We start from the raw sequence: 26,453 nt of genomic DNA, 5'->3' as shown, positions 1-26,453 counted from the left end.
TCAGAAAGCCAAGCAGCGTACCTACCGGGCATATTGTGTTGCACCAGGTACGTCCGTATTTCCATGCCAGAAAGCCAATTACCAAGAACGTCAACAGTCCGATAATAAAGGACGAGATACTCAGGAGAGAAGCGTCCACCTGATAGAAAGTATAGTTATTGAAACTTGAAAATATGCTTTCCAGCAAATTGTTTCCTAACATATATACAGGTTTAAACACATTGACCGTCATACGTCCGAAAGCGCTGTAAGGATCGAGCAGACCTAAAATGACCGTAAATCCGAAAAGAAAAGCTATAGCCGTTACACCCGCTACTCCCCAGCGCAGTATATTCCTGGCAGGCAAGTAGCGGAAACGTTTCTTTTTCTTTGCCGTTTTTTTAGAAATCCAGGTCACTATATCCTGAAAGATACCCATCGGACAAATTGTAGAGCAATAGATACGTCCCAATAACAAGGTAATCAGTATCAGCACTGCCAGGATGAAAAAACTGAGTGACATCAATGCCGGTACAAACTGTATATGCGCCAGTCTGTGGAAACTATTTGGCAATATTTCCGCAAAATCCAGAAAATAAAAAGTTATCAGCCCGAAGATAACAACAGACAGTATAATACGTGCTTTTCTCAACATAAGTGTGTATACTTTATATCGCTTGAATTAAAGCCTGATACGCTTCACATTCAGCTTATCCAAATCCATCGTTCCAATCTTCAATGCCTGCCCGTTAGCAAGGTGAGCTACACTTTCAAGCGGCATTTCGCGAACCTGGTTAAAGAATTTGGTGGCAGCCGTATCTACAGCCACGATATCCTGTGAAATAAATAATCCCTTGGTCAATACCACATCCGAAGCAGAACGTCCGCGCGGGCCATTCGTTTTCAAAACGCGATAGGCATCCACTACATTCAGCACTGCTTTCTTATCCATTGTACAGATATCGGCAATACATTGCTGCAAGTCGTTGGAATGGAAGAAACCGCGATCCCAGACAATACCCATGTGGTTTTTCATGGAAATCGTCAGGTTGGCGCCTCCATGGTTTTTCAGGATGGGCACATTGATCCATACATCACTGTTCAGAATAGCTTCGTGTACCTTGGCACTTTTCATGCGTACGCCTTTGGGCAATGAGACTGGTTTGTAGTAGCTTTCCAGATGAGCCGGCATAACCTTGGCACCCGCAGCTTTGGCAGCTTCTTCAATGCCGCTGTTCTTGTAGCACTTCTGCCAGTCATCGCAAGTATGATCAAAAACCGTAACCTCCTTGGCACCTGCGGCAAGACATTGCTTCACAATTTCCGCAACCAGCTTCGGATTCGTATTACCGGCCAGTTCGGGTACTTTATCCCAACCGATATTCGGTTTAACCACTACCTTTTGTCCCGGTTTGATAAACTGTTTCATGCCGCCCATTTCTGTAATAGCACGCCGGAACATCGCTTCCGGTTCTCCACCCATCACAGCTACCAGATCCACCTTACCGCCGCCAGCATTTGTCAGCTTTTGCGCCAGTATGTCCATTGCTTCGGAACGTTGCACGGTCATCACCGCCCCCGTCACCGCCAGAGTCTTTAAGAAATCCCTTCTATCCATAGGCCCTTCAGATTATTAATCTATTAATTATCAATTGTTCATAGTATCCATGGAAACTTAAAACACGTCTCGTCAAACAAGGCATAATCTGCCGTACCATTGACTGCGAATGTTTTTACCAGACGTGCCTCTTTCAGTAGTTCGCACGCCAGACGAATGGTAGATCCTGTCTTAATACGGTCATCTACCAATAAAATGCTTTTATCTTTAAAATCAAAATCAACCGGAGCGAGCAACTGGGGTGCATCGTACTTCGGATGCTGGTATTCATCCCGCAAATTGATACGTAGCAGATGCACTTCTTTTTGCAATCGCTGGTTGATGATACCTGCCGGAACGATACCGCCATTAGCAATAGCCACGATCATATCAAAATCAACGTGGAATTCAATTGTGCGGAAGCGTTCCAGCACTTCTTCCATTGTTTTTGCCATATTGTTATGGGAGATAGTCTATTATTAAAGTTTGGAAATAGCTTTCAGCAGAGCGTAACCACCGAACCATTGGATCAGCATACCCGGAATACCGATACGGAAATCTTGTACGGCCAGGAAGAAGTTACCACATATAGCCCATTCAAAAGCAGTGCCTATCACCTGGTAAGCAAGAATCACACCAAGCAATGCAACTAAGGATATCTTCTTTGTATATCGTGCGGCAAATGCAGCGGCTCCTGCAAGCAAACCGGATTTTATCAGCAATACAGGCAATGCAGCGGCAGCGGGCATACCAAACAGTAAATGATTAATCACCGGAGAAAGTAAAGCCGTAAGCAATCCTACACGGAAACCGAATTTATAGGCGGCAATCAGTGTAAAGAAATAGATAGGCAGCAAAGTCGGTCCGCCCATGGGAACCAGATGACAAAGCTGCGGCAATGCTATATTTCCTGCAACAAATAAGAATGCAAACAAATAGGTCTTCACGTTACTGAACGACAAAGAGTAGAGTTTAGCAGATGTTTCCATTATTCAATGATTAGATTTTAATTTGTTATTATTATATTTCTTCAAGATACAAAAGTAGGAGATGAGCGCTCATTTTGTTTGAAGATTTGTCTCAATCCTTACAGGTTTTGTATCGGTACATTTATATTAAGACTCTTTCGGAAGGAAAAGGTTTAAATCTTCACCAATTCATATTGCATATTGCCCAATCCGATCTTTTCCGCATGGCGCAATCCAGCCAGCCAGTCCGTATCCGGATGCATCATGTGGAACTTGTCATGGCCGCACAAATCATCGTGCTCATGTCCTGCAGAAAGGCGGTTACCCGTGTGCAGTATAGGAGCTTGGATGACCATATCCGCGCATGCTTTATCCAGAGCCACCGGGTCTGTAGAAGCCAGAATACCGAGGTCAGGTATAATGGCGGCATCATTATGATTCCAACAGTCACATTCCGGAGATACGTTCATTATAAAACTGATGTGGAAGTTGGGCTTATCTTTCACTACAGCCAGTGAATATTCGGCAATCTTATAGTTTAAGCGTTCGGACGTATCTTCATCGCCCATAATGGCGCCGTCATACTGGCACAAAGCGACACACTGTCCGCAACCTACACATTTAGCATAATCTATTTCTGCTTTGCGTCCTGCATTCAGGTGTACGGCGTCGTGTGCACAGTGCTTCACGCAGATATTACAGCCGATGCAATTTCCCGTATCTATTTTGGGCTGAGAGGCCGAATGCAGTTCTAGTTTTCCGGCTACGCTGGCACAACCCATGCCCAAATTCTTTAAAGCTCCGCCAAAGCCGGCCTGTTCGTGCCCTTTAAAGTGATTCATGCTGATGATAATATCCGCATCGGCTATGGCAGTACCAATCTTGGGGGCGGCACAGTACTCACCGTTCAAGGGAATTTCCCGGCAATCCGTACCTTTCAATCCATCTCCGATGATGACCTGGCATTGGGCGGATATAGGATTATAACCGTTTTCCATTGCGCTTTGCAGATGATCGACGGCATTGGCACGACGGCCTGAATATAGTGTGTTACAGTCCGTCAAGAAAGGTTTTGCACCATTGTTGCGCAATAGGTTTGCCATGCGAGCCGCGTAGTTCGGACGAAGATAAGCAAGGTTTCCCGGCTCACCGAAGTGAATCTTGATAGCGACAAAACTGTCTTTTAAGGGTAGCTGTTCAATACCTGCCCGCTTTACCAGGCGCTCCATCTTATCCAGAAGATTGGAAGTAGGAGAGGTACGCAGGTCTGTGTAGTAGACTTTTGATGTTTCCATATTACCTATTTATAGTTATAATATGTGCAAAAATAAGAGATATTATCCATATAAACAGGTATGGAAACAAAAAAAGTAGCGAAGTTCTTTCGCTACTTTAATTTGGCATTATCCTAACGGATCATCCTCTATACCACCGTCACCTCCTTGGTTGCCGCCGCTACCGTTACCACCGGAACTGCTTCCATCCGTATAATTTGTATCGATGGGAATAGCACGGGTTACGCTCATTTCTCCCAAAGTACGTTGGAAAATCTTTCCCGGAGTAAATACAATACGCTTGCGTACTATATTACTTGCCATAACTCCTTCCGCAGTATCCGCACTTTTGGCCTTAATGGTGGGGCGGAAGATGCCGAACTCTCCCTAACGGACATATCCGGGCAAAACAGAGTGAATTAGTTGGAATAGTGCTCGTTATGAAAGCAAATAGTACTACCTTTGTATGGTTAAGTAAATATTAGTACTCACCAGATATTGAAGAATCAGATGAATAGCAATTATAAAGTTGGGGATTTAATTTATGATGCGAATATTTATGATGGTATGAATACCCACATAGATGATTTGCTGTTTTACAAGCGATGGCTACCTAAAAATAAGGATGCCTGTATACTTGAACTTTGTTGCGGTACAGGCAGACTTACTATTCCGATAGCACAGGAAGGATATGATATCAACGGGGTAGATTACACAGCTTCTATGCTTGAACAAGCGAAAGTAAAAGCTGCCGGAGTAGGATTAGAAATAGAATTTATTGAGGCTGACATCAGAACTCTCGATTTACAGAAAAAATACGACCTTGTTTTTATTCCTTTCAATTCGATCCATCATTTATATCAAAATGAAGATTTGTTTAAAGCATTACGGGTGGTTAAAAATCATCTCAAAGCTGGAGGCATATTTCTGTTAGATTGTTTTAATCCCAATATCCAATACATTGTAGAACATGAAAAAGAATTAATCGAAATTGCTGAATATACCACCAAAGATGGGAAAGAAGTATTGATAAAGCAGATTATGCGATACGAGAGCAAAACTCAGATAAATCGCATAGAATGGCACTATTTCATTAATGGTGAGTTTGATTCGGTTCAAAATTTGGATATGAGGCTATTCTTTCCTCAAGAGTTAGATTCATACTTGGAATGGAACGATTTTAAAATTATTCATAAGTTTGGCAGTTTTGAAGAAGAAGCATTTTGTGATCATTCGGAAAAACAGATTTTTGTTTGCCAATGAGCTATTAATGAATAATATGAAATAACTATCTACAAGAAGGCATGAGAATCATAGATCATAAACCTGTTTTATTTGAAAAGTCCGCTCATAACATTTGGACCGACCCTTATATTTAGCAGCAAATATTAAAAGAGCACCTTGATCCGTAATCTGATGGTGCAAGCCGAAAGCAGGAATCAGTTCTGAGCATCAATAATTATCCTATGGGTAAGTACGATGCAATCACCATGATCTATTGTGATATGGGAACCCATCCGGATAGTGATCGTGACCGATTGCTGGACAATATATATCTTTCGCTGACTGATGGAGGTGTTCTCATTTTTGATGTTTTCTCGGAAGGGATTATTGATATTTATAAAGAACTACTCGGCAAGAATGATTTTACATCGAGCAGTGAAATTTTTATAGTAGCAGAAAAGTGAGTAGCAAAAGAACTTCACTACTCACTTTTTCACTCCGGTAAAAAGATTATCCTAATGGATTTTCATCTAAACCGCCATCGCCACCTTGGTTGCTACCGCCCTGATTTCCACCACTGCCATTACCACCGGAACTACTTCCGTCCGTATAATCCGTATCAACAGGAATAGAACGTGTCACGCTCATTTCTCCCAAAGTACGTTGGAAAATCTTTCCCGGAGCAAATACAATACGCTTACGTATTATATTACTTGCCGTTACACCTTCTGCCGTATCCACACTTTTGGCCTTAATGGTGGGGCGAAAGATGCCGAATTCTCCTAATTGAACGCTTTTTCCGTCATCAATATCCTCCGCTATCATATCAACCAAACCGCTGACTACTAAATCTACTACCTTTCGGTGGATTCCGCAAAGCCGACTAACCTTTGCACACGTTTTACTAAAACTCATCTGTCCCGAACGTACAGATTTCGCTACATACTTCTCTGTCTTTGTGTCGTCAAAGCCAAATACTCTTTTGGTCACTACATACTCTAAAGCCATAATAATTAAAGTTTAATAGGTTAAATAAAATAAGGTTCACTTGCCATCATTTATTTCTGATGACATTGCAAAGATAGGATGTAGTGCAGGAAGTATTGTGCTCTTTTGATGCCTTGGAGTGGGTTTTTCTGAGAAAAGTTGTAAATGAATGATTTAAAGCGCTTTATGAAAATCTATAGAACTTGCTCTTTCTTATAACTTTTAAAGATAAGAGCAAGATTCTTTTCTTTGTTATCAATTGATTCCAAAACCATACTTAAATCATAAGCTTTTTCAGGAAGTAGAAATACTCTGCGGCTTTTGTCATGCCATTTTAAGAATTACACCTTCAATATATAATAGTCTATTCTCCCAAACGGAAATCGCTAACATTATCGTGAGACAAAGAAATTTCTTCAAAACGACTTGTGCAGCTGCCTTTTTGAGGACACTGGCTACTGATGCCCAAATAGATGTTCTTTGGATAACAGTTCTTGTATAGACGAACCATGTTCCATTTTTTCTTGTCTATGGAATAATAGCTGGCAATGGTTTTTGTATCAGATGAAATCTTCAGGTAAACAGATGAAACATCTAATTTATCATGATTATTGTCATCGGATGTTCCTTGTGTTCTTACTGTAACAACACGGTGGTTACCATATTCATCCTGTTCAAATGCCAGTTTCTGCCAAAGTGAATCACAAGAGTATACAAAAAGGTCGGCTGCATTATATAATCCCTCTGTTGTGAACTCCGGAGTAACCTTGGCTATTAACGTAAAAGGTTTCGTATTTTCAACGGGGACGAGCAGGATAGGAAGCGTTGTATTTGACAGTTTTCCATTCGGGTCACTGAAGAAATCCAGTCCTTCGGCACAATGGAATTCCAATGCACCATCATCAAGCAGTCTCACGCAATTTTCAGCTCCATTGATGGCATTAGTGAAAGTGATGTTTCCCGCACTGATTTTGCAATCTGTAACTTTGTTCATAACTGTTTCGTTCATTGTTTGTTGAGACTCGTCTTGCTTAGCAGAATTGTTAGATTGGCAAGAAGCCAATATGATGCTTCCTGCAAGAATTACTTGACAAATAGTATTACTTTTCATTGCTTAATTGATTATAAATGATTATTTTTTTGCAAAAATAAGTAGTTTCGGCCATTCACACAATGGTGAAAAATAACCAAATTCATAATGGGACAATAAACAGTTTTGGGATTATTCAGAAAACAACTGGTTAACATCATCAGCATTTTCCGCCCGATGATGCTCGAAGTTTCTGAAAATGATATGCGCGTGACTGCCCATAAATCTTGTGCACTCGCTGCCCAAACGTTTATGATTGCTATGGCAAACGAAGGGTATGACACTTGTCCTCTGGAAGGTTTGGATAGCCGTCGGCTAAAAAGGATACTGAAATTGCCTCGTGGTGCTGAGATAAACATGGCTATCTCCTGTGGAATAAAGGACGGAAATAAAGGAATCTGGGGAGAACGGTGCAGAGTACCGTTTGGTGAAGTTTATCGTAGAATCTAAAGCAGTTCTTTGGGATTTCAAACCATGCACATATCAGCCCGTGAATGTGCTGATATGCAGTATGTCTATAAGTGAGTAGTGAATGAGCCCTAATAGTGGAAATATCTGGGAGGTCTCACGGACACCTAAGTATATACTTCTTTGGGTGGTTGAAATAAGATTTTTTGTGAGAAGTCAGCCGAAGCCTATAAATATCAATGCGATACATGGATTATTTCAAATTACTACTATATTTAATCTATCAATTTTAGAAATAAATCTGGAAGAGTATCAGCTAAACCTTCAACTAAATTCTTGTATCTATAATAGATATAAGGAAATGATTTATCTTTCGCACTTAATGGCGGATATTTGTATACTTGACTAATTATAGGAGCAGCGTAACTTAATTTGTAGGTACTAAACTGATTTGCAATTATACGAGCACTGTTTTGATCTCGCGTGTTAGCAACTTCGTGCATTAAACGCTGATATTCTCCATGTTTCGTCCAATCTTTGCTAAATGGAAGATTTGGAAAAGAAATAACATCGACTTCTTTGAGTATAAAATCTGTAGAGTTTTGTGACCAAGTTATAATAAACAAACGTAATCCAGATTGAACTCTTAATATCTCTTGCGATTGCCAACGTCTTACATCATTATCATATTGAATATAACCATCCTGGTTAATTCGTGTATGTTTTCCCAAGAAAAAATCATTATTGCAATGCATAGCAACTTCCGTGTTATTTGCATTCTGGAATTCTAGTATTGCAATTGGCTGAGAATATTGATTTGAAACAAAACAATCTATATTTGTAGGCCAAGCACATCCTGCACGTCTAAGAGCTTTATCAAAATAAGGTAAATCTTCACGTTCACGATATGGTTTTGTCGATCTTCAACCCTTAATTGTAGAGATCCAATCAGAGAAGGCATGATATGTATCGTATGAAACAATGAATTTACATGTGATAAGATCAGAAATAGTATACACCCATACAGCTTCCTTTTCGTTGCAATATAATACATATGTCAATGGGCAATTGAAGGTATTTGCGAAGTTAATTTTTCGCTGTAGGACTTCGGGTGTCTCTAATAATATTATTTCAGAAAGAACATCTGTTTCAAGAGATTCACCTGGAACAAAGTCCACTCTCGCACGTTCGAATAAATGTGTGACAACGTTGTTGTTGTTTTCGTTACATCCTTCAATGGCATCAAAGAAGAGGCCGGTCTTTTCGATTAGTATTTTCTTTGCCCAATTGGTAGCATCACTTCGCTCAGAAGTTTCCTTACGGTAATTTATAAATGCCATAATAAATTTGATTAGGTATTAATTAATTGTTTGCATCACATCTAGTAGATGCTCATAGCTGTCTACATCATGATATTTAACATTCTCAGTAGATATTTCATTGAAAAGTTTCTTGGCACAATTAATCTTAGCTTTTTCAATTGCACGAAGTTCCATTGAATCCATTGTTCCTTTAGTTTCTGCAATGAAAAAAAGATGCTTCACAGTGCCTTTTTTGAATGCTATTGCCCAATCTGGAGAATAGTTACCTACTGGTGTAGGAATATGAAAACCCTTTGGTAATTTTGCGTATACTGCAACTTCCTCTGCACTTTCAAGGCTTTGACAAAAAGTCTTTTCTATACTATCTTTCGCTGTTCCATCAGTGAACACATAATCTGTAATATGACGTTTTGCACGAATAGCTTTATCATAACCTGCACTATGTTTTTCTGCTGTAAAAATAGAGCTATCATATTTACCTTCAATACGGTTATACGAAATATGCTCAATAATTATAGTCGCTTTTTGAGCTTTAATTAGATTAATAACTTTCGTAATGAATTCTTCCGGATTAATCGCAAACATCATTTTTTTCTCCGGAGTTAATTTCCCCAAAATACGACTAGCTGTTATTCGTGTTAAGGTAGCTCCTTTGGCAATATCACCAATCAAATCATAAGGTGTTGTACATGCATGTGCATTTCGCAAGTTTTGTGAAAGTGAAGAGCCCCCACTAAATGTCGTTCCACTCTTAATTTGCAACTGAGATATTGTTTCATTTTGTTGTCCAGTTGTTATGCTATATCTTACTTGTGCAACATGTAAATCTTTATTAATTGCCTCAGATGCATTCTTAATCAATTCTTCACTGTCAAAACTTACAGTATATGCATACTTATGATTAATTTTTTTCCATAAATCCTGAAATTCTTTTTTATGAAAGTTTTCGTTAAGTGGGTTATCTTCAATTGCAGTATTGTGACCATTTTCAAACATACCATCCAAAGCGTGCTCATCAAAAATAGATTGAATGAGTTTGTGAACCGACTCTTCCATATCACGGAGTTTTTTGGGTAATGGTTCTAATGTTCCACTTATAGTAGCTTTGTGATATTCTTCTGTAATACCACCTTTAGAATCGATATAGTCGTTGTCTACAAGGTAAGAAATAATACTTGCCGCCTGTTGATCATCAATTGTGATAATATTTTCGCCAACCTTTAGTATTTTACCCTTAAAATATTCTGTAGTCGCTTTAGTTGGACGGTCATAAAGAACGTCTCTTGTCTCTTTTTGTAAATCAGTCACAAAAGTAGTATAACTTTCACTTGCAATTACAGTGAGTTTGTTAATTTCGTGAACTAGATCTTCACCTATAGTCTGTGCATCCATACGGGTTCCTGAGCTGTTCACTGCAAGGCGTAATCCTCGTCCAACTTCTTGACGCTTAGTTGTTGCACTATCGGAATGTTTGAGAGTACAGATCTGGAAAACATTTGGATTGTCCCATCCTTCACGTAATGCAGAATGAGAGAATATGAAACGTGTTGGTTCATCAAAACTTAACAAACGCTCTTTATTTTTTAAGATAAGATCATATGCAGAAATGTCATCTGAAATGTCTGAGCCTTTTTTCAATTCACTGTTAACACTATGCCCTTTCTTATCAATGCTAAAGTATCCACGATGAATATCATGAGTATCAAAGCGACGAAGATATATCTGATAGTCATCCTTTTCAGCTTCATCACCACTTGAACCAAATAATCTAAGTTTATCATTAAGTATATTGTTATACTCCTCTTCAAAGATTTTTCCATATTCTCCAAGAAATTCTTCTCCATCTTCATCATATTGACGATACATTGAAACATGATCTATGAAGAAAAGTGAAAGTGTCTTTATGCCTTTATGGAATAACGCCTCCTCCTTTTCAAAATGAGATTGAATAGTCTCACGAATTTGAATACGGCGCATATCCTTTTCAGAGATGTCACCAACGACATCTCCTGTCTTCATTGTTTCTCCATTTACAAACTCAATTGTGTTAATATCAGGATCAATATTATTTATTGTATATCCATTTTTGTACTGTTGTAACCCATTTGATGCTAAATACAAGTTATCTCTTATACTCAAAAGCTTAGTTTTTCGAGTAACACCATTTGCTTGGCGCACTTCGATTTCTAATTTTGCCATAGGAGGTTTATTACTTGAAACAACAATCTTTTCAAAGAAAATATATCGATCAGTACCTCGAAGATTGTGTATTTCAAAACCTTTTACTTGGATTTTTTTTACAAGTTTTTTATTGTATGCATCAAGAGCATCAAGAACGTATACCTCATTGTGATGATTTTTATGAGTAGCCGAGTAGTTGATCAAAAAAAGAGGGTTAAAATTCTTGATTCCTGTTTGGGTAGCAGCACCTCCCATTTTTTGTGGCTCATCTAAAATTACAATTGGACGATTTACCTTGATAACATCTATAGGACGACGACTATTAAACTCATCACGTTTTGAGTATATAATACGACTTTCTTTATTCTTTGCATCTTTTTTCATTGAGGTGGCAAATGCTTGGGTATTTATAATCATCACATTTATTCCTGCATCACTTGAGAATTTATCTAATGCATTCAAGTTACTACTATTGTAAATGAAAAATCTCGCTTTCTTGCCATAATGTTCCATGAAATGCTCAACAGTCATTTCCATAGACTTCTTTACACCTTCACGTATAGCAATGCTAGGTACTACTACGATAAATTTACTCCATCCGTACTGCTTATTTAACTCAAACATGGTCTTCACATACACGTAAGTTTTACCTGTACCTGTTTCCATTTCGACATCCAAAGATACACGCCCTATGTCTGAAAATAGTTTTGACGACTTATATATATTCTGCTGAGCTTGAATTGTATTAATGTTTTCAAGTAGTTGCTGATCAGACAAAACTATATCTGCATTACGATATCCAGCTGCATCCAGCTGCTCTTCAGCATCTGATACATCAATACTATCTCCCAAATCATTAAAATGCAACTGGAGAGCTTGAATTTCTTCTTTAGAAACTGTCTTTACCTTTTTCCCAAAATCTCTTGCATAAATAGTGTTATCACTGGTCTCGTCGAACTTTGGTTGGCCAGCAAAAACACCAACGATGCTTTCAACAGCATCAGTTTGATATGATTGTATCTTAAAATTAAATTTCATTTCTTTCATTATTTAATATACCTTAAGATGGGTATCAGGGCTATATGACTTAAATAACTGTTCAAAGTTAACAGCAACACTATCGTTTGCCATACATTTATCTCGCATTACAAAATAATATGGTTTGCTTTGAGCTATTTCAGAAATAACTTCATCAGTAACTCCCGGTTCAAAACAAGCCATCATATAACCATCTGCAACTGAATATACAGTTTTACCATGAATAATAGTTGTCTCAATTTTACTTGAGAGAGGACAATCTAATTCCAACATAGCCTGAAATAATAAATCATCAGCTGTTCTGTCTAGTTTTACATTATCAACAGTAGATTCAAATAAGTTCTGTGCAACATAATCGTTAGGAGTATACCATACTTGCTGCATGTTACTTGAATCTAGTTTTAACACACGAAAACCAGCATCAAACGAAGCATTGGGGTATGTTTCTTTTAGCATCTTAGATGCTTGTCGTATACGTTCTTTTCCTATCTCACAAATATTTTTGAAACCTGCCTTACTTGCTGGTTCAGTAGGCTCCTGCAACTGTACCATGATAAACTTTTTATGAGTACCATTTTTTGCATTCATCTCCATTACAGCATGAGCAGTTGTTGCAGAGCCAGAGAAGAAGTCCAAGATAACACAATCATCATCTGGTGCTGCAAAACCAATAATACGACTTAATAAAAGAACAGATTTTGGATTATCAAATATTTTTTTGCCACCAAGCAATTGTTCTAGTTGCTTGGTTGAAGCTCTACCATCTTCGTAATATATACTTTTAAACTGTTCTTTAACAGTCTCAATTCGCTTTTTAACGTGAGGTTGTGTTGTTTCATCTTTTCCCCACTCAATATCACCAACCTTATCGTAATCCCAGAAAGTTTTTTCAGTCCAGCGCCAACCAAATGCAGGCTTCACGCACGGTTTACCAGTAACAGGGTGAATGATATCAAATGTATAACCACCAGGTTTTGTATTAGATGAATTTGTGGAATTACTGTACACACCACGTTCATCCACATTGTTGTAATGAGATACTCCCTTTAAATCTATCTCATTGGCTTTTATCCATTGGCGTAATTGTTTCTGCTGTTCAGCAATGTCAGTGGTTTTGTGCTTTATCAATTTATATTGCGCATTAATCTTTTGAGCTTTGTCAGACTCAATAAACCATGGGGTAAGGAAATTCACATCCTTTGCAAAACAAAGAATGTACTCATGCTCTGTTGATATTTGACGAGGGTTGTTATCTGTAGCTGATTGCCAAATAATTTCACCAACAAAATTTGTTGATCCAAATAGTTCATTACAAATCTTTTTCAAATTCTCAACCTCATTCTGGTCAATACTAATAAATATTACACCGTCTTTTGTAAGTAGATTGCGAGCAATCTTTAAACGAGAATACATCATATTAAGCCAGTCAGTATGGAAGCGTCCATTAGACTCCATATTTGGAGATAGCTGATTTCCATCTTCATCATATTGGCCGGAACGCAACATATATTCTGATGTAGTCTGAGAAAATTTGTCTGAATATACGAATTCTTTACCTGTATTATAAGGTGGATCTATATAAATCAGTTTGACAGCATCCAAATAATTCTCTTGCAGGAGTTTAAGAACTTCAAGATTGTCACCTTCTATATAGAGATTTTCGGTTGTATTAAAGTCTCCATAGCTTTCTTTTATACAAGGGCGAAGCGTATTCGTACTTGGAGCATTTGCAGCAAGAATAGCTTTTCTTTTGTCGGGCCAAGAGAACTGGTAACGTTCATCTCTACCTTCTACGACACATGTAGAAATCTCTTGCATCAGTATGTCTTTATCAATAGCTCTAACTAGGTTGCCATTGATATCAATAGTTTCCGTCACAGCATTTGGAAACAGCGCAGCGAGTTTTGTGAAGTTCTCATCTGCCTGATTTTTTGTTTGCATTCTTAGTTTATTCATATATATCTTAAAATTTTATTTAATAAAATTCACACTATCCACCTTCTCCAATTCCTCTTTTAATGCTTCGTAAGCATAAATAGAGAAGCTAGCAGCAGCGATTGAATTTGACTATCACTTGATAAAGCTCGTTCCAAATCATCTACAACTCGCTCTGTGATATTATTGAATTTCTTGGGAGTTACTATAAATGTGCTCATTTTTATTTATCAAGTCCTTAACTTCGACGCCTAACAGGAAAGCTATCTTCGTTAAAGTATTTAAGTCGGGTTGTGATGAATTGGTACACCACTTTGATACGGTTGCAGGGTCTTTACCTAATTGATTTGCAAGCCATTTGCTTGTTTTTTTTCTCTCAACGAGAACTACTTTTAGTCGATTAATATCAGCCATCTTATTTTCAATTTATTTGCATCATACACAAAGTTAATGAAATTTGAATGATTAAAAGAAGAAAGAATAAATATTTTTCACATTTGGTCTCATTTTTCTTGAAATCAGTTTTGTTTTGCTATATTTAGATAGCAATTAGACGTATTTGGGTAATTTATTAAATGAAGGAAAAAAGCTCATTCCTTGTTTTTGTTTCATAGTATCAGAACTGACCTTTGCATAGATGATAAGTCAAATGCTTGTTGTGCCATTCTCTCATACAACATACCACAGTCTTAAATAGAGATAAATTATAGGTGTTTTTCTGCCTTATTCAGCTTCTTGTTATTCGTTTTTAAAGAATAACGGGAACATTTTTAAAGAATGTGCTCAACGTTTATTAAAAACGTAAAAAGCCTCTTTTAAGCCCGAATTTGATAAATATCAACAAAAAAGGCGGTAAATCTTAATGAAGATTTACCGCCTTTTCTATTTATTGCCTATTATTATTCTGGGAATGGATCACCTAAATTCTCTATTATTAGCCCGTATTGCTTGGGAGAGAGCCAACGATATTATAAGGCTGATAGCCCGTTTCAACTAAAGCTGTCGCCAGATTTGTACACCTTTTAATACTTCGTTGTAAAGATCTTACCGCATTTTTCGGAGTGGAACAACCGGGGAAATACATACCGGCCAATTCGGAGAAAGAATCAGTTTTGCCATTTGGTAAGGTTTTAGGTTTAATATTAAAATTCAGTTTTTTAAAGCTTTACAAAGATACTACATCAGAAAGGCGAAATCAAGTATTTGGGTTGGTTTTTCCGACTTTTCTTTTTTTTCATTTTTTATTCTTCTCATTTTCTGAGATAACATCTTGTATATTCGTTTTTTTAATAAATTTGCCCAACTTACAACGTAACAAAAAACAATATGCGACACTCTTGTATTTCCTTTCTCAGCATCTCTCTTTTTCTTCTCACGGTTTGCTCCGGAGAAAAAGGTTCACATGATCAGGTTTCTACAGTCAATATAGATAAAGGCGTTGAACACTTTGATGCGGACTACACTTCGGCACAATATCAGTCTCTTTTCAAAAATCCGAAAACGATCCGGCTGGAAACGAATGATAAATGCCTGTTGAGTGCTAATGCGTATCTGCTTAATGTGACTCCAAAGTACATAGTTATCGGAGATAAGACTAGTTTTTATTTCTTTAATGCCGAAAATGGTTCTTTACTTTCTGTGATGGACAGGAAGGGAAATGGGCCTGAAGAATACGCCGACATCTTTTCCCGCTTTTTTGATGAAGAAAAAGAGTTGATTTATGTTGCAACTCCTAATAAGACTAAATTATATAAGCCGGACGGGACTTTCGTCAGCGAATACCCCAAAGATAGTATATCCAACTTTATAGGTGTATCCAACGGATATTGGGGAACCTATAAAAGAGAGTATCAGAAATCGCACTTAGTAGCCTTCTTTGATAAGGACTGGAACATGAAACAATCTTTCTTTCCTTTCGATGCTGAATCGGTAATGGGTTTTTCAGGTGGCTATATCGTGCCCAGATTCAGAGACGGAAACGACCAAGTGTGTATTGTGATTAATGATACGCTGTATGCCAGCAGAAAGGAAAAACTCATTCCCGCTGTAGCCATCAATCAGGGCAAGCTGAAGATGCCGACAGATTTGAATGGCGATCTTGAACGTATGCTTACGGAAGGGAAATATTACATCAAGGCGGAAAATGCTTTATTGGTGAATGACCTGTTGTTTTATGATTTCTTCTGGAATGAGAGCAGGCATTATACACTATGGGATACAAATAGCGGGGAATTGCTGACTCATTCGGAAAAAGGATACGCCATGCCTTATAATGAGAAAGCAATTGTAAATACTCCCGTTTCCCTTATCCGAAACAACAAGGCGTATACATTGCTTTCTATTGATAAATTGGCTCAATATGGCTTAGCCAGTGAGGAGGATGACTCGAATCCTACATTGCTCTGTGTGGATTTAGAAAACTGAAATATAGTGTCCAGCAAGTCCAACCAATGTTCCCAATATTACGACATTGAATGCTATTATTGGCAAAGATTTTTTATCCGAATGTCCTGCCTGAATAAGCATTGGGATAGTTAGTGCCAATCCTACAACGCCTCCTTCCAGCCACCAGGAAATATGAGGTATGTCTACATTGAGAATAATGATTGAAACGAAAAAGTAATGGAAAAACGCCGAAACGGTGGAGTGGCGGGGAAGTTTCTGCATAATCATAGGAATGATGTCTATTACTCCGGCAACCAATCCTATAATTGCCGAGAAAAGTAATTTGTCCATGTCAGATATTATTTAGTTAGTGATGAAAAATCATCTGTTTTAAGCAGATTGAAAAGATACTCTTTGGCTTACTGTTTAGAAGAATGTCTGAGTAAGTTTGAATATAAAGCTGTCGCGGCATCAATGTTTTCCATGGCAGACTTCGATGTGGAGATTCTCTCCGGTATCAATGATGATGAGTAAGGCAGGGCAGGATTGATACGGTGCTGACTGAGGGCATAATTTATCCGGTTCATGCAGTTACATTTCTTGCCTCCTGCGTGCTCGTAATATTCTGACAGGAAAGTACTCATTACCTTTCTGGAGCGTGATAGTCGTTGCCTGAAGTTGTCAGCTGATAATCCAGTTATCTCACTCCCCAGTCGGCTGTCTACATCAAACATGGTTCCCAAAATGAAGATTAACCTGTCAAATGGATTTAAGCATTGAAGCAAAACGTTGGTGCATGACAATTTCAGTTCTTCCGAGAAAATCTTTTTCTCAGCCGGATTCGTTTGGTCAACTGAAAAGACGACATATCTGTCTATATCGCTCCCGAAGATTTCAAAAGATAAGGGATGATTTACGAATTCTTTATTTTTCTCATTGATTAAATGGTTTACGGCTATTTTATATACCCATGTCGAAAATAAACTTTTCTTTTTATCGGATAATCTCTGCAATACCAGATACATGCTTTACACTCTGCGGAGTTTTATAGTATGATTATAACAAATAGAATATACCATACATCATTACGAAATTAAATCCCGAATGTGCCGCTATTGCTCCCCAAAGTGAATCACAATACAGCTTGCATCTGAAAAATACCTGGCTGACTATAAACATTGAAAACACCCAAAGCAAGGCAGGAATCGGCAAGAAGTACCATGTTCCCAGTGTATAAACGATCCCGAAATGGGCTACATGCGTTAATGCAAAAGCCAGTGAATCAAAGTATGAAGCCTTTGTCTCTCCGAACTTAGGGACAAAGCACCCGTGAATAATGCCTCGATACAGGAATTCTTCGCCTATCGGACTAAATATCATGCTTGGAATAACAGCGATTGTGAAGTACAACAATTTATCATCTCCTGTTATACCACTGCTGGGATTATTTCCCCCGATATATACAAATGCGTTTTCGACAGATTGTCCATACAGAAAAGAAAATAAACCGAATATGGCCAAGCAAATAACTCCGCCAGACAGGAAAGAAACTCCTATTCTCCACCAATGCGCGGGACGTTTAAGCCCTATGTCTTTCCGACCATACTTTGTAAGAAGAATGAACGGGATAATCCACATGCTTAAAAATACGAACATAACAGTGCCGTAACTTCTGTCTACATAAGATTGTAGAACGATTATAAAACGGGGTATTCCGAATAACAATATGAGAAATACGCCTAATTTCCAATTAAATTGAAAATGATTGCTCCAGAATATCTTTAGATACCGATCCATAGCAGTAGAATTTATAGATTACACTTCTTTTGAAAGAATGCTCGTAAAATTACAAAATAAATCGAAAGGACAATCCGCTTTTACATTTTACATGCCCACCTTTTCTTTTATCCGTAATATTGGTTATATATTCCGTAATTTATATACCTGCATACTGGATAATACTCCGTAATTTTGTATCATTGCAATATGCTTTCCGAATCGAAGCGTTTGCTACGGAAAAGTAATCTATGTTTGAACTAAATAATACATCGTATGAAAAGACTTACATTCTTTATGGTAGCGATTATGGCGTTATGTTTGACCGCAATCGCACAGAAACAAAGTTCTAAGACATTGGTTGCCTATTTCTCGGCAACGGGAACAACAGAAAAAGCAGCCAAGGTAGTTGCTGAAGTCACAGGTGGCACTCTCTACGAAATACAGCCTGCGAAGAAGTACACTTCTGCCGATCTGGATTGGCACGACAAGTCCTCACGCAGCAGTGTGGAAATGGCGGATTCCAAATCACGTCCTGCCTTAAGCTCCAAGTCGGTGAACCTGGTGGACTATGATACTGTTTATATAGGTTTTCCCATCTGGTGGAATTTAGCTCCGAGAATCATTAATACTTTTATAGAAAGTGGTGATTTTTCAGGTAAGACGGTTATTCTGTTTGCCACATCGGGCGGAAGCAGTATCTCCAATTCCGAAAAAGAGTTGCAGAAGACTTATTCCAACCTGAAGTGGCAGAAAGGCAAACTGCTGAACGGTGCAACCAAAGAAGACATTAAACAATGGACTAAAAAATAAATTAGTATGAGAAAGAATTATGGAGCAAAACCCTTTTCCTATCCGCAGCCGGTGTTTATCATCGCTGCTTATGATGAAAATGGACTTCCAAACGCTATGAATGCGGCTTGGGGCGGTATCAGTGAGATGAAAGAGATCAGTATTTGCATCAGCGAAGGACACAAGACCACTGCGAATATCCTGAAGCGCAAAGCATTTACAGTAAGTATGGCGGAAGTGGGGCAAGTTGTTGCCTGCGATTACGTAGGTATTGTTTCCGGCAATAAGGTAACGGACAAATTCGCCCGTGCAGGCTTCCATGCTACCCGTTCGGAGTTTGTGGATGCTCCGCTGATTGACGAACTGTCCGTAGCGGTGGAGTGCAAACTGAAAGATTACAATCCCGAAACCTGCATCTTACGTGGAGAGATCGTAAATGTAAGTGTAGACGAGCGTGTACTTGATGAAAACGGAAAAGTAGATGCTTCCAAAGTAGCCCCTATCATCTTCGATCCGTTTAACAACGATTATCTGAAGGTGGGCGAAAAGGTGGGTAAGGCTTTTTCGGATGGTAAGGCATTGAAATGATTCTAAAATCAGGTCTTCATAAAAAATATTCCTCAAAGTATAGCTTAAATACTTTGAGGAATACAGATCAATGATACATTGTGATAGTTCTGTTAAACTATTTCATTGTCAATTTGTTTAATCACCCTGCAAGGATTTCCTACGGCTACGCAGTTGTCAGGAATAGAGTGGGTTACTATACTGCCGGCACCTATGACACTGTTTTTCCCAATTGTCACTCCCGGTAGGATTATTGCACCACCACCAATCCACGCTCCATCATTTATTTTTACGGGGAGTGCATAGGTTCTGCAAATACCTTCTCCTGCTTCCCAATCCGCCACGACTCTTTCTTGTAATTTGGTAGAGTGGGTGGCTGTGTATATCTGTACATTGGACGCTATCAACACATTGTCGCCTATCTCGATGATGTTGTTGTCTACAAACGTACAGTTCATATTGATGATAACCTGGTCACCGATGAAAATATGCTTCCCGTATTCGCAATGGAAATCAATATCGATGTGGACATGTTCTCCTATCTTGCCGAACAAATCATGAAAGATTCGCTTTCTCTGTTCCGTGTCGGCATAATCCGTTTCATTTAGCTGTTTCAATAATCTTTTAGCATTCAGCGTCATATCTGCCAATACTTTGTCACCGCCATTAAACGGTTCTCCGGCTAAGCACTTTTCCAATTCTGTTTTCATATATTGAGATCTACTAATTTTTAGAGCATTCAAGTCATTACGGAGATGACTCACTCATCATATTTAATGTGCCAAAGATAAGAAAAAGATGCTTTTCGCCATAGTTTTATCTTTTTTTCATCAAAAAACGCCTTTTCAGCCATTCACGTACCGGTTCGTCATACAGTTTAAGGCAAGCATACGCGATAGCGATGGATAAAATGAAGATGGAAACTGCAAGCAAAATATGCATGCCTAAAGGTGCGTCCGGATGATTCCGTGCCCAGGCTATCTGCATATAAATCAGCGGAAAATGTGTGATATAAAGAGGGTAGGAGATCTCTCCGCGAAATTGGCAGATGGCTACGGAACGTTTTCCTGTCACATTACTGCCTGCTCCCATCGCTACTATTAAAGGGAACATAATAAGTACACAAAAAGCTTCGTAGGCACCGTTCATCCACATGGCTTCCGTGCCGCCGATGCGGGGCATAACTAAAATGGCAGCTATCAGCAATGAACACCAGTAAAATCCTCTTTTTATCTTTATCAGTTTGTTGATGCGGGAAAGCAGTAGCCCCACGAAGAAAGGATAAAGCAGTCGGGATATACCGATGTAGAGCTGATCGGGAGTAAGGCTCCATCCGCCGATAAAGGTATATGCAGCCGCTTCTCTTGTGGTCAACAGACCAAAAGTATCTATATTGAATGCTATGTCGATAGTCAGTAACGCTGCCAGGGCGACAAAGATTCCCAAGGCGATTTTAGAGAAATGGCGAATAAATAAAGCATAAAGGATGTTTGCTATATACTCCCACATTAGCGACCAGGTAGGGCCGTTCAGGGAGTTTACTTCCCACCAGCCCCGTAGATCCCATGAAACTGGTGTGGGAATCATCAGGCAACCCAACAGAACCATCAGGAGGACTTTCCACCAAGGTGTTTCCATAATCAGAGGGAAAGCGGAACAGTCACCCAGATAGAAAAAGACAGCTCCTATTAACGTGCCCATAATCACCATAGGATGTAGGCGTACCAGGCGTCGCTTAAAGAAATCTTTTATGAACATCCTGTCCCAGCGGCCATCATAGGCATATCCTATTACAAAACCGGAAAGAACAAAAAAGAAATCCACAGCCAGATAACCATGATTCAAAATCTGATGGGCAGGGCCCACAGAATAATTTACGCATTTATCTTATCGTTTATTAGAATTGTCTTATATTTGCATATTCTACTATATAAGGAAGAAAATAATAGAAAATATTAAATTATAGTATAATGCCCCAATCTGAAAGACGTTCTTTTACTTTCGAGAATGTTCATCTTGCGCCCGATGAACAGATAGGTTTGCATCAGCAATCTACCTGGGAACTTTCGTATGTGATCGTAGGTTCCGGCATGAGGTTGATAGGCGATATGACAGAGCCTTTTCTTGGTGGAGAGGTAGTTATGATACCGCCGGAAATTCCGCATTGCTGGTATTTTGAGGGCGATGATACGGATGCGCAGGGCAGGATTGCGAACATTACCGTGACGTTTGACAATGATTTCCTCGATAGGTGTTCCGGTACTTTTCCTGAACTGTGCGGATATATAGATAAGTTGAAGAAGAAGCATGATGCGGTGAAATTCGATAAGGAAAAGTCGGAGGCAATCATTGGCCTTCTGGAAGAGATGTGTAATCAAAGTGAAGCTGAAAGGATTGCGTCCATGATAAAGCTCATCCTGATAATGGCAGATAGCGGCAGTGAGCACGTGGTAGGTAAATATCAGAGGATTGACAAAGAAACGAAGCGTATGAGTCAGATCCAGACATATGTTATCTGCAATGCAAAGCGGGACATTACGCTCGATGATGTGGCACGGTATGTAGGCATGAACCGGGCTTCTTTCTGTATATTCTTCAAGAAAGCTACCGGAAAGACTTTTGTCACTTATCTGAACGGGTATCGTATAGGTTTAGCCTGCCAGCTTTTGAAGCAGAAGAGAATCACGGTTTCAGAAATCTGCTATAATGTTGGCTTTAATAATGTGCCATATTTTAACCGGACTTTTAAGCGTCATAAAGGTGTCTCCCCTTGTGAATACAAACAAGGCGGCAAAGCTGATGCTAACGAAAAAAAGGAAAGTGATATTTAATACCTATTTTATATAGTTTTCTTTTTCCATATAATAAAGACCTTCGCCACGATCACCATTCTCCAAGTCGGTCAGTTCTAATTTGAATACACGATAAGGGAGGTCATTCTGCAAATGCTTAGGGAGATCTACCGTCAGCAGATAGGCGCTTCCATATTCATCGGCATCGTAGTATTCTTTTATTTCCTGCTTCATCAGAATGGAAACTTCTTCGCCATCTATCCAGACAACAACTTTCAGTTGATCAATTGGTGGAGCCCATTGAGCCGCTTTGGCTTCCTTGCTTTGGGCTTGCTGTTTCTTGTTGCTAAGATCTTCATTGCGCACAATAGAAGTCGGTTCGGAGGTCTTCATCCATTCGTAAAAGCGTGTCAGGCTCATGGGACGGACATATATCTGATAAGCAGGCATAGCGCCGGGGATGCGGAATGCACGTATTCCATAAACTTCCATACGATGATATCGTATGTTTAACGTAGTGTCGCGATCGGCAATAAAATCCCATGCCCAAAACTCTAAACGGTGTTCCGCTTCGGGTAGTCCAAGTTTGAGGGCTGCGTGCGCATAAGTAGGATAGTAGATAGCATATACACTTTGATATTTTCCTTTAGGTACCCTGGCAGTGTAGTAGCCATCTTTATTAGTGATACCTTCTGATACAGGATTGAATCGGGGAGTGTACCAACATACGGAACAACTATCTATCGGTTGCCCATCGAAATCCGTCACTCGCCCACTAATAGTTACTGAATCTTGTTGCTGTGCGTGTCCGACTATATAAAATGAAAAGGACATCGAAATACAGAAAAGAAGTCTGATTATCTGTGTCATAGTAGTAGATATTTTGGCGAAGATATGGAATTAATTTAAAAAAAACGAATAGGATTCTATTTAATATTGGTTGATTATCAGAATTGTTCTCTTATTTCCCGTGATTTGAAGAGAATTCGGAGCACTGTGAATACTGGTATAATAGGGAAATCTCCCTAAATAATAGGGAAAAAGATAATATTATATGTTTTTCTCCACTTATATTTGTAGCAACATAAAAACTAAAAACAATATATACAATGAAAACAATAAAACTGACATTAGCACTACTGGCATTTGCAATCTGTATGGGTAGTTGTGCCATGATTTTAGGGATTGACAGTAATACCCTGATGAAAATTCAGAAAGGGATGACTAAAGAGGAGATCACATCCATATTGGGACAGCCGATGCACCGTAGCTTCGATCACGAAGTGGAAGGATGGAGGTATGAGAAAAGTATTTCCGGAGCTCCCGGTATAACGATCATCGACCTTGGATTTGTGGATGGAAAAGTGACTTATATGGATTCTTACGAGAAGTATACCAATCCCCCTGTAGCGGTTTATCCGTCTGTGGAAATCGGTGGAACGGCTCCTTCCCGTCCGCACGTCACCGTTGGAAGGGTGATGGACGAAAGGGATTTCCAGTCTCTTTACAACAAAGTGAAGGGCAAACCTTTCAAAGACGATCAACTGGATTTGCTGGAAACCGGAATCGGTAACAGGGGATTAAGTTGCAAACAGTGTGTGCGGATGATGTCGATATACCGGTTTGATGATGACAAACTGGAAGTCCTGAAAATCTTAGCTCCGAATATTTCCGACCGGGAGAATTATGACGAGATAATCAATGCACTCGATTTTATCTCCAGTGAAGAGAAAGCAAGAAGTATTTTGGGAATAAAGAAGTAAAATGAAAAGGCGGTAAATCCATGCGAGGAAATACCGCCTTTTACTTTGTATGGAGTTACATTTATCCTTTTCGACAGATACAGTCCGCAAGATGATCGTTGACGAATCCCGCAGCCTGCAAATGGGCGTAGCAGATCGTAGATCCGAAGAACTTGAATCCTCGTTTTTTCATATCCTTGCTCATGGCATCGGATTCGGGAGATGATACCGGAATCTCACTCAAGGATTGAAAGGTATTGATAATCGGTTTTCTATCAGGAAAGAACGACAGTGTATATTCATAGAAACTGCCGAACTCCTTTTGTATGGCGAGGAATAGCCTTGCATTTGTGATGGTAGATTTGATTTTCAGACGATTCTTCACGATACCATCAAAGTGCATCAGCCGCTCGACATCTTCATCGGTCATTTGTGCTACTTGTTCGGCATCGAAACCACAAAAGGCTTTGCGATATCCCTCACGTTTTTTGAGGATGGTTATCCAACTTAATCCGGCCTGGGCGCTCTCCAGCACAAGAAACTCGAACAGTGTCTTGTCGTCGGTCACTAAATTTCCCCACTCTTGATCATGGTATTTCACATACAGTTCGTCAGTTCCGCACCAACCACAGCGTCCGTTTACAAAATCTTGCATAATTATAGTACTATAATGAATGTACAAATATAGTTGATTCACAATGGCGTGCCAAATTTTAATAAGTTATTCTATTTCAGATTCTTCCTTTTCTTGGATAAACTGCTATTCATCAGCCTTATTACTGAGTTCTGCGCTCAGTCTCAATTTAATTCCTATCTTTACAGCAGAAAGCAGGCTTGAACTATTTCTTATTTATCAATTCAATATTTAACGGATTATACTATTATGGATACTCAAAAAATGAAAGTGCAAAAATTAGTGCCAACGGAATACAATGGTAGATGGGGCTTTTTAGATGCTGCAACAGGCGAAGAAGTCGTACCGTTTATCTATGACTATGCCCATGCTTTTTCTGTAGGATTGGCATTAGTTCGGCAGAATGGTTGGTGGGGATATGTAGATAAAACGGGAAAAGAAGTTATTCCATGTATATATAATCCTGCATGGTCATTTACCAAAACCGGGCTGGCAGCAGTATGCATGGAGGGTAAATGCGGTTTTATAGATCAGACAGGGAAAGAAGTTATTCCTTTTATATATGATGACGCCCGCTATTTTAATAAAGATGGCAAAGCAAAGGTGAAGCTGAACGGTGAAACGTTCTTTATTGATGTGAAAGGAAATCGGGTTGAATAAACATGAAATGACATACATGAATTTATGATTGATACAGACGAAATAGTATTAAAGCCTCTGCTTGGCGAAGATATATTGTGGTTTGATAGATGGTTGAGGAAAGATTATATTTACAAATGGCTATGTCCGGATGGGGAAGAACAGAAGGAGGCTTGGTTGGATGAAGTCAGTAATAGAGATGGTAAATATGACTTTATGAAACATTTTATTGTTTACTATAAGGATAAGAAGATCGGATATTGTCTTTATGCTGATTGCTTTTTCTTGAAAGACTTGGAGGAAGAAGGGCACGACTTTGAGAGTTTGTATGGAGACATATCTGAAAAGAATCATACGTACGAGATCGGATATTTGATTGGCGAAGAAGAGTATCTGAATAGAGGTATCGGTAAAATGATTATCAGGAAGTTGGAAGAAAAGATCATTGAATTGGGAGGACGTGAAATAGCGGCGGACCCTTCCGAAGAGAACACGGCTTCAATAAAGGTGATGCTAAGCAATGGGTTTAAGAAGAAAAGTGATGGGGATTACAGAAAAATAATTTAGGGTACACTACCTGTAAATTAGGAGTGGAAAACAGTACTTACGAAACTTAACTTCTTAACTTTTGCTGAAGTGATAAATTAGCCGCGAACGCATGTTGCGTTTTTTCTTTTGACAATCAGAAAGACGGTTCTTACTTTCTTCTAAAACAGCGTGTATGAAGTTGAACTCATGGACAAAATGATTCTCTGATGATTAATGATTGTATATCAATCTGTTATGTCTCAAAAAAAAGACAAAAAGTGTACTATTTAAGGGTCAAAATAGGTTCAGGGTCACTTATACCCCTAATTCCTGCTTAAATGAATAAGATATTTTAAATAGATGTAAATAAAACATACTATAATAGTGCTAAACTACTAAGGAATAAAGATTTTATTATTCACTCTTTATCACTTCCGCTTTATTGTTTTACTTTCTGTATTAAATATTTACCTATTTAAGGCTTGTTCGGATTGTAATATTCCAAATCTACTGAAATACGTTTTTTGCAAAAGTCTAAAAAGCCAACTATCTGTATATTAGCATTATATTGGCTGATACAAATAAAAATGACCTC

28 protein-coding genes and 3 pseudogenes are annotated in these 26,453 nt (G+C 38.8%); 10 read left to right on the top strand and 21 right to left on the bottom strand.

Annotation, left to right across the window (positions count from 1 at the left end; genetic code table 11):
• The 6 genes and pseudogenes from BN161_RS24240 to BN161_RS24215 form a co-directional block, all read right to left on the bottom strand.
• On the bottom strand, positions 1–634 hold a 634-nt coding region (locus BN161_RS24240), incomplete at its 3' end, for a 4Fe-4S binding protein (RefSeq protein ID WP_044271147.1).
• Positions 635–661: 27 nt separating this feature from the next.
• Complete coding sequence (locus BN161_RS24235; RefSeq protein WP_044271144.1) at positions 662–1,597, bottom strand: DUF362 domain-containing protein; 936 nt, start codon at positions 1,595–1,597, stop codon at positions 662–664.
• 38 nt (positions 1,598–1,635) lie between these two features.
• A complete protein-coding gene (locus BN161_RS24230) occupies positions 1,636–2,031 on the bottom strand; it encodes a phosphoribosyltransferase (protein WP_044271142.1) in 396 nt (131 codons plus the stop codon).
• Between the two features lie 24 nt (positions 2,032–2,055).
• Complete coding sequence (locus BN161_RS24225) at positions 2,056–2,565, bottom strand: hypothetical protein (protein WP_007214052.1); 510 nt, start codon at positions 2,563–2,565, stop codon at positions 2,056–2,058.
• 152 nt (positions 2,566–2,717) lie between these two features.
• Positions 2,718–3,839, bottom strand: coding sequence for a DUF362 domain-containing protein (locus BN161_RS24220; RefSeq protein ID WP_044271140.1), 1,122 nt, complete (start codon positions 3,837–3,839; stop codon positions 2,718–2,720).
• 108 nt (positions 3,840–3,947) lie between these two features.
• Positions 3,948–4,205, bottom strand: a pseudogene (locus BN161_RS24215) (HU family DNA-binding protein); the annotation flags it as partial.
• Positions 4,206–4,328: 123 nt separating this feature from the next.
• On the opposite strand from BN161_RS24215, the gene BN161_RS24210 reads away from it, so the two are divergent.
• Positions 4,329–5,081 (top strand): class I SAM-dependent methyltransferase, encoded by a 753-nt coding sequence (locus BN161_RS24210; protein WP_044271137.1) that lies wholly within the window; start codon positions 4,329–4,331, stop codon positions 5,079–5,081.
• A gap of 203 nt (positions 5,082–5,284) precedes the next feature.
• Entirely contained in the window at positions 5,285–5,506 is a 222-nt protein-coding gene (locus BN161_RS30745; RefSeq protein WP_052356416.1) for a class I SAM-dependent methyltransferase, read from the top strand.
• Positions 5,507–5,552: 46 nt separating this feature from the next.
• On the opposite strand, the gene BN161_RS24200 is transcribed toward BN161_RS30745, so the two are convergent.
• Positions 5,553–6,050 (bottom strand): HU family DNA-binding protein, encoded by a 498-nt coding sequence (locus BN161_RS24200; RefSeq protein ID WP_044271135.1) that lies wholly within the window; start codon positions 6,048–6,050, stop codon positions 5,553–5,555.
• A 343-nt stretch (positions 6,051–6,393) separates the two neighbouring features.
• Positions 6,394–7,140 (bottom strand): DUF1349 domain-containing protein, encoded by a 747-nt coding sequence (locus tag BN161_RS24195; RefSeq protein WP_044271133.1) that lies wholly within the window; start codon positions 7,138–7,140, stop codon positions 6,394–6,396.
• A 102-nt stretch (positions 7,141–7,242) separates the two neighbouring features.
• Here BN161_RS24195 and BN161_RS24190 point away from each other — a divergent pair.
• Positions 7,243–7,569: pseudogene (locus BN161_RS24190) on the top strand (nitroreductase family protein); the annotation flags it as partial.
• A gap of 233 nt (positions 7,570–7,802) precedes the next feature.
• Here the strand turns inward: BN161_RS24190 and BN161_RS24185 are convergent.
• The 6 genes from BN161_RS24185 to BN161_RS28930 all read right to left on the bottom strand — a co-directional run bounded on the left by BN161_RS24185 (position 7,803) and on the right by BN161_RS28930 (position 15,087).
• Positions 7,803–8,258 (bottom strand): hypothetical protein, encoded by a 456-nt coding sequence (locus BN161_RS24185; RefSeq protein WP_125910920.1) that lies wholly within the window; start codon positions 8,256–8,258, stop codon positions 7,803–7,805.
• Positions 8,259–8,450: 192 nt separating this feature from the next.
• Entirely contained in the window at positions 8,451–8,867 is a 417-nt protein-coding gene (locus BN161_RS24180) for a hypothetical protein (protein ID WP_044271129.1), read from the bottom strand.
• A gap of 18 nt (positions 8,868–8,885) precedes the next feature.
• A complete protein-coding gene (locus BN161_RS24175) occupies positions 8,886–12,077 on the bottom strand; it encodes a type III restriction-modification system endonuclease (protein ID WP_244436616.1) in 3,192 nt (1,063 codons plus the stop codon).
• A gap of 3 nt (positions 12,078–12,080) precedes the next feature.
• Positions 12,081–14,024, bottom strand: a complete 1,944-nt coding sequence (locus tag BN161_RS24170) for a site-specific DNA-methyltransferase (RefSeq protein ID WP_081743783.1) — start codon at positions 14,022–14,024, stop codon at positions 12,081–12,083.
• A gap of 162 nt (positions 14,025–14,186) precedes the next feature.
• Entirely contained in the window at positions 14,187–14,417 is a 231-nt protein-coding gene (locus tag BN161_RS24165) for a helix-turn-helix transcriptional regulator (protein ID WP_044271125.1), read from the bottom strand.
• A gap of 520 nt (positions 14,418–14,937) precedes the next feature.
• Positions 14,938–15,087 (bottom strand): DUF4248 domain-containing protein, encoded by a 150-nt coding sequence (locus BN161_RS28930; protein WP_244436615.1) that lies wholly within the window; start codon positions 15,085–15,087, stop codon positions 14,938–14,940.
• A 242-nt stretch (positions 15,088–15,329) separates the two neighbouring features.
• Between BN161_RS28930 and BN161_RS24160 the strand changes: the two genes are divergently transcribed.
• Positions 15,330–16,427 (top strand): 6-bladed beta-propeller, encoded by a 1,098-nt coding sequence (locus tag BN161_RS24160; RefSeq protein ID WP_044271121.1) that lies wholly within the window; start codon positions 15,330–15,332, stop codon positions 16,425–16,427.
• Here the strand turns inward: BN161_RS24160 and BN161_RS24155 are convergent.
• The 3 genes from BN161_RS24155 to BN161_RS24145 all read right to left on the bottom strand — a co-directional run bounded on the left by BN161_RS24155 (position 16,416) and on the right by BN161_RS24145 (position 18,044).
• Positions 16,416–16,739: a hypothetical protein gene (locus tag BN161_RS24155; protein WP_044271118.1), complete on the bottom strand. Its 324-nt coding sequence runs from the start codon at positions 16,737–16,739 to the stop codon at positions 16,416–16,418. The genes BN161_RS24160 and BN161_RS24155 overlap by 12 nt on opposite strands.
• Positions 16,740–16,807: 68 nt before the next feature.
• Positions 16,808–17,413: an RNA polymerase sigma factor gene (locus tag BN161_RS24150; protein ID WP_044271117.1), complete on the bottom strand. Its 606-nt coding sequence runs from the start codon at positions 17,411–17,413 to the stop codon at positions 16,808–16,810.
• 31 nt (positions 17,414–17,444) lie between these two features.
• Complete coding sequence (locus BN161_RS24145; RefSeq protein WP_244436614.1) at positions 17,445–18,044, bottom strand: CPBP family intramembrane glutamic endopeptidase; 600 nt, start codon at positions 18,042–18,044, stop codon at positions 17,445–17,447.
• 396 nt (positions 18,045–18,440) lie between these two features.
• Between BN161_RS24145 and BN161_RS24140 the strand changes: the two genes are divergently transcribed.
• Together BN161_RS24140 and BN161_RS24135 are read left to right on the top strand one after the other, a co-directional pair.
• Complete coding sequence (locus BN161_RS24140; protein WP_044271115.1) at positions 18,441–18,977, top strand: flavodoxin; 537 nt, start codon at positions 18,441–18,443, stop codon at positions 18,975–18,977.
• 6 nt (positions 18,978–18,983) lie between these two features.
• Positions 18,984–19,544, top strand: coding sequence for a flavin reductase family protein (locus BN161_RS24135; RefSeq protein WP_007214069.1), 561 nt, complete (start codon positions 18,984–18,986; stop codon positions 19,542–19,544).
• Positions 19,545–19,636: 92 nt separating this feature from the next.
• Here the strand turns inward: BN161_RS24135 and BN161_RS24130 are convergent, their stop codons facing one another.
• Together BN161_RS24130 and BN161_RS24125 are read right to left on the bottom strand one after the other, a co-directional pair.
• Entirely contained in the window at positions 19,637–20,233 is a 597-nt protein-coding gene (locus BN161_RS24130) for a sugar O-acetyltransferase (RefSeq protein ID WP_044271114.1), read from the bottom strand.
• Between the two features lie 106 nt (positions 20,234–20,339).
• A pseudogene (locus BN161_RS24125) lies at positions 20,340–21,395 on the bottom strand (acyltransferase family protein); the annotation flags it as partial.
• Positions 21,396–21,493: 98 nt separating this feature from the next.
• Between BN161_RS24125 and BN161_RS24120 the strand changes: the two are divergent.
• Complete coding sequence (locus tag BN161_RS24120) at positions 21,494–22,354, top strand: AraC family transcriptional regulator (RefSeq protein WP_044271113.1); 861 nt, start codon at positions 21,494–21,496, stop codon at positions 22,352–22,354.
• 3 nt (positions 22,355–22,357) lie between these two features.
• Here the strand turns inward: BN161_RS24120 and BN161_RS24115 are convergent, their stop codons facing one another.
• Complete coding sequence (locus BN161_RS24115) at positions 22,358–23,185, bottom strand: carboxypeptidase-like regulatory domain-containing protein (RefSeq protein ID WP_044271112.1); 828 nt, start codon at positions 23,183–23,185, stop codon at positions 22,358–22,360.
• A 239-nt stretch (positions 23,186–23,424) separates the two neighbouring features.
• Between BN161_RS24115 and BN161_RS24110 the strand changes: the two genes are divergently transcribed.
• Positions 23,425–24,078, top strand: a complete 654-nt coding sequence (locus BN161_RS24110) for a DUF4476 domain-containing protein (RefSeq protein WP_044271110.1) — start codon at positions 23,425–23,427, stop codon at positions 24,076–24,078.
• Between the two features lie 61 nt (positions 24,079–24,139).
• On the opposite strand, the gene BN161_RS24105 is transcribed toward BN161_RS24110, so the two are convergent.
• Positions 24,140–24,712 (bottom strand): DNA-3-methyladenine glycosylase I, encoded by a 573-nt coding sequence (locus BN161_RS24105; protein ID WP_044271107.1) that lies wholly within the window; start codon positions 24,710–24,712, stop codon positions 24,140–24,142.
• A 228-nt stretch (positions 24,713–24,940) separates the two neighbouring features.
• On the opposite strand from BN161_RS24105, the gene BN161_RS24100 reads away from it, so the two are divergent.
• Together BN161_RS24100 and BN161_RS24095 are read left to right on the top strand one after the other, a co-directional pair.
• Positions 24,941–25,351: a WG repeat-containing protein gene (locus tag BN161_RS24100; protein ID WP_044271105.1), complete on the top strand. Its 411-nt coding sequence runs from the start codon at positions 24,941–24,943 to the stop codon at positions 25,349–25,351.
• A 24-nt stretch (positions 25,352–25,375) separates the two neighbouring features.
• Positions 25,376–25,897, top strand: a complete 522-nt coding sequence (locus BN161_RS24095; protein WP_044271104.1) for a GNAT family N-acetyltransferase — start codon at positions 25,376–25,378, stop codon at positions 25,895–25,897.
• Positions 25,898–26,453 lie beyond the last annotated feature (556 nt).

The sequence above is a fragment of the Bacteroides timonensis genome (assembly GCF_000513195.1).
Taxonomy (GTDB): Bacteria; Bacteroidota; Bacteroidia; order Bacteroidales; family Bacteroidaceae; genus Bacteroides; species Bacteroides timonensis.
Note: the sequence above shows the minus strand (reverse complement) of the source record. Positions and strands in the feature narration are given on the sequence as shown.

Bases quoted from the DNA above. Each gene is read 5' to 3' on its own strand.
- BN161_RS24235 (WP_044271144.1), bottom strand. From the start codon at position 1,597: ATGGATAGAAGGGATTTCTTAAAGACTCTGGCGGTGACGGGGGCGGTG.
- BN161_RS24230 (WP_044271142.1), bottom strand. From the start codon at position 2,031: ATGGCAAAAACAATGGAAGAAGTGCTGGAACGCTTCCGCACAATTGAA.
- BN161_RS24225 (WP_007214052.1), bottom strand. From the start codon at position 2,565: ATGGAAACATCTGCTAAACTCTACTCTTTGTCGTTCAGTAACGTGAAG.
- BN161_RS24220 (WP_044271140.1), bottom strand. From the start codon at position 3,839: ATGGAAACATCAAAAGTCTACTACACAGACCTGCGTACCTCTCCTACT.
- BN161_RS24210 (WP_044271137.1), top strand. From the start codon at position 4,329: ATGAATAGCAATTATAAAGTTGGGGATTTAATTTATGATGCGAATATT.
- BN161_RS30745 (WP_052356416.1), top strand. From the start codon at position 5,285: ATGGGTAAGTACGATGCAATCACCATGATCTATTGTGATATGGGAACC.
- BN161_RS24200 (WP_044271135.1), bottom strand. From the start codon at position 6,050: ATGGCTTTAGAGTATGTAGTGACCAAAAGAGTATTTGGCTTTGACGAC.
- BN161_RS24195 (WP_044271133.1), bottom strand. From the start codon at position 7,140: ATGAAAAGTAATACTATTTGTCAAGTAATTCTTGCAGGAAGCATCATA.
- BN161_RS24180 (WP_044271129.1), bottom strand. From the start codon at position 8,867: ATGGCATTTATAAATTACCGTAAGGAAACTTCTGAGCGAAGTGATGCT.
- BN161_RS24175 (WP_244436616.1), bottom strand. From the start codon at position 12,077: ATGAAAGAAATGAAATTTAATTTTAAGATACAATCATATCAAACTGAT.
- BN161_RS24170 (WP_081743783.1), bottom strand. From the start codon at position 14,024: ATGAATAAACTAAGAATGCAAACAAAAAATCAGGCAGATGAGAACTTC.
- BN161_RS24165 (WP_044271125.1), bottom strand. From the start codon at position 14,417: ATGGCTGATATTAATCGACTAAAAGTAGTTCTCGTTGAGAGAAAAAAA.
- BN161_RS28930 (WP_244436615.1), bottom strand. From the start codon at position 15,087: ATGTATTTCCCCGGTTGTTCCACTCCGAAAAATGCGGTAAGATCTTTA.
- BN161_RS24160 (WP_044271121.1), top strand. From the start codon at position 15,330: ATGCGACACTCTTGTATTTCCTTTCTCAGCATCTCTCTTTTTCTTCTC.
- BN161_RS24155 (WP_044271118.1), bottom strand. From the start codon at position 16,739: ATGGACAAATTACTTTTCTCGGCAATTATAGGATTGGTTGCCGGAGTA.
- BN161_RS24150 (WP_044271117.1), bottom strand. From the start codon at position 17,413: ATGTATCTGGTATTGCAGAGATTATCCGATAAAAAGAAAAGTTTATTT.
- BN161_RS24145 (WP_244436614.1), bottom strand. From the start codon at position 18,044: ATGTTCGTATTTTTAAGCATGTGGATTATCCCGTTCATTCTTCTTACA.
- BN161_RS24140 (WP_044271115.1), top strand. From the start codon at position 18,441: ATGAAAAGACTTACATTCTTTATGGTAGCGATTATGGCGTTATGTTTG.
- BN161_RS24135 (WP_007214069.1), top strand. From the start codon at position 18,984: ATGAGAAAGAATTATGGAGCAAAACCCTTTTCCTATCCGCAGCCGGTG.
- BN161_RS24130 (WP_044271114.1), bottom strand. From the start codon at position 20,233: ATGAAAACAGAATTGGAAAAGTGCTTAGCCGGAGAACCGTTTAATGGC.
- BN161_RS24120 (WP_044271113.1), top strand. From the start codon at position 21,494: ATGCCCCAATCTGAAAGACGTTCTTTTACTTTCGAGAATGTTCATCTT.
- BN161_RS24115 (WP_044271112.1), bottom strand. From the start codon at position 23,185: ATGACACAGATAATCAGACTTCTTTTCTGTATTTCGATGTCCTTTTCA.
- BN161_RS24110 (WP_044271110.1), top strand. From the start codon at position 23,425: ATGAAAACAATAAAACTGACATTAGCACTACTGGCATTTGCAATCTGT.
- BN161_RS24105 (WP_044271107.1), bottom strand. From the start codon at position 24,712: ATGCAAGATTTTGTAAACGGACGCTGTGGTTGGTGCGGAACTGACGAA.
- BN161_RS24100 (WP_044271105.1), top strand. From the start codon at position 24,941: ATGGATACTCAAAAAATGAAAGTGCAAAAATTAGTGCCAACGGAATAC.
- BN161_RS24095 (WP_044271104.1), top strand. From the start codon at position 25,376: ATGATTGATACAGACGAAATAGTATTAAAGCCTCTGCTTGGCGAAGAT.